The organism is Parasphingorhabdus sp. (genome assembly GCF_049667325.1).
In the GTDB taxonomy this organism is placed as follows: Bacteria; Pseudomonadota; Alphaproteobacteria; order Sphingomonadales; family Sphingomonadaceae; genus Parasphingorhabdus.
This window is the reverse complement of record NZ_JBATHY010000155.1, coordinates 1-2178: the sequence shown is the minus strand read 5'-3', so window position 1 is coordinate 2178 and position 2178 is coordinate 1. Positions and strand designations below refer to the sequence as shown.

Sequence of the window (2178 nt, the reverse complement as noted above, 5' to 3'; positions counted from 1 at the left end):
AGAAAAAGCGGCTTAAGCGGCTTTTTTCAGTTCCTTGCGGATTTCGCTGATGCGATCAGCAATCGGCTGATAGGCTTTGCCGGCGAGCTTCACGACAGCGTCGGCGTTGTTCGAAGTCTGGTCCTTGACCCGGTCCAGACCGCTGCGCACATAGTCAGCCTGCTTTTCAAACATGTCCTTCGGCGTCGCGACGCTGAACAGACCCTGCAGTGCACGGCTGGCTTCAACGAAATTCTCGCGGGTATATTTCACGTTTGTCTTGCCGATTTCCTGAGCGCCTTTTGCAGCGATCTTGCCGCTTTCGATCAGGGTTTCAACATTGCCGCGGTTGAATTCAACGGCATTCTTCGACAGTGCAACCGCACGGTCAGCGGCTGCTTTGGCGCGAACCTGGGCGTCGGATGTCAGCTTTTCAAAGCGCGAACCGAGCTTGTCAGCGGTTTTCTTGGCAGTGTTGGCGGCCTTGGTGTTGGCTGCTTTGGTGTTTTTCGCAACGCGCTTGGTTGCGGTGGTTTTCGTGGTTTTGGTGGTAGCCATTTTTTTCGTTCCTTTAGTCTTTTTGTTCAAAGAGGTTTTGGCAACCGGCTTTGCAGCGACTTTACGCTTCGCTGCGGCCTTCTTTGTTGCCGGCTTGGTTGCTGCGGTTCTTTTGACAGCAGGCTTTGCCGCTGTTGCCGGTTTAGCAGCTTGAGCCACCGGCTGTGGGGTTTCGGTCTTCTCGACAACGGCAGCTTTCGAAGCCGGTTTGTCGGTGGCAGCAGCCGCGGAAGCTGCTGCAGAATAAGCGGCATCAGCAGAGAGCGAGCCGTTTTCCTTTGCTGCCGGAGCAGCGGATGTTTCGTTTTTCATTTCAGTCATCGGTTATCTCACTTCTTTGTTGCAGTGCACAAATAGTAGATGCGATGGCCGATGTCAAGAAAAATGGTGCAGTGCACAATAAACTGAATTCGCGATTATAAAACGCGGTGATTCAATGAGATAGCCCGAGGTGCGAAAGCTATCGTTCGCTACATGGTGAGATTTTCCTATATTTGTGCCGCAGCAAAGTTCGTGACCTTCGCAGCAATATAGCTATGTTGTATGGCCCGCCCGATTGATCTGCGATGCCATGGCATCCGTTTCTTGACCTTTGTCATACCGCATTTGGTGCAATGTGCCAGATTTCAGTGTCTCACTGCGGCATCTGCTGTAACAGGACCATCATTATGATTGAATATCTCCCATGCCCATATTGAAATCCATCGCCACCGCCGTGCCGGATCACCGGATCACGCAAGCGGAAGTGCTGGCCGTGCTCGCGAAGGCGAGGGGGGCGGCGCTGCCCGCCCGGCTGGAACAGATCCTTGGCAATAGCGGTATTGACGAGCGCTATCTTGCCTGCGACGCAGACTATTATTTGAAGCCGAGAAGCTGGACCGATCGGGCGGCTATATATGATCAGGTCGGCACCCGGCTGGCGCACCAGGCGGCCGGGGATGCGCTCGACAAAGCCGCGCTTGCTCCATCCGATATAGACGCGATTGTCCTGATCTCGACCACCGGCACGATGACGCCCTCCATTCCCAGCCGGATGATCGAGGCGATGGGTTTCGAAAGCTCGACCCAGACCATCCCGGTGTTCGGCTATGGCTGCGCCGGCAGCGTGCTCGGGCTGCGGCTGGCCAATGATCTTGCTGCGGCAGGCGGTGGCCAGAATGTCCTGCTGATCGCGCTCGAACTGTGCAGCCTGTCCTATGACTATAGCCAGTTTGACAAGAAGAACATGATCGCAACCGCGCTGTTTGCCGACGGCTGCGCTGCCGCGGTGATCAGCGGCAAGGCAGGGCCGGCCGGCGCGCCCAGCTTTCGCGCCTTTGACCAGAAGACCTGGCCCGATACCACCGACATGATGGGCTGGGATATCGGCAACACCGGCTTCGATCTCGTGCTGGCCCGCGATATCCCGACCTTTGTTACCAAGGATTTTGCGCCTTTCTGCGATGCCTTTCTCGAGGTTCAGGGTCTTGCCAAATCCGACCTGTCCGAACCCGCTTGCCATCCCGGCGGGGGCCGGGTGGTGGAAGCCCTGGAAGCATATTTTGCTCCGGACCTTGCCGGGATCCCCGCGACCCGCAAAGTCCTGCGCCATCATGGCAATATGTCCTCGCCGACGGTGTTGTTCGTGCTTGAACAATTGCT

Annotated in this window: 2 protein-coding genes; one reads left to right on the top strand and one right to left on the bottom strand. The window is 56.4% G+C overall.

From position 1 onward, the window contains the following. Positions 1-12 precede the first annotated feature (12 nt). Positions 13-858 (bottom strand): phasin family protein, encoded by an 846-nt coding sequence (locus tag WBM93_RS07140; protein ID WP_424430123.1) that lies wholly within the window; start codon positions 856-858, stop codon positions 13-15. A gap of 364 nt (positions 859-1222) precedes the next feature. Here WBM93_RS07140 and WBM93_RS07135 point away from each other — a divergent pair. Further along, positions 1223-2178 (top strand): type III polyketide synthase (locus WBM93_RS07135; protein WP_424430120.1); only part of this gene is annotated, 956 nt, incomplete at its 3' end.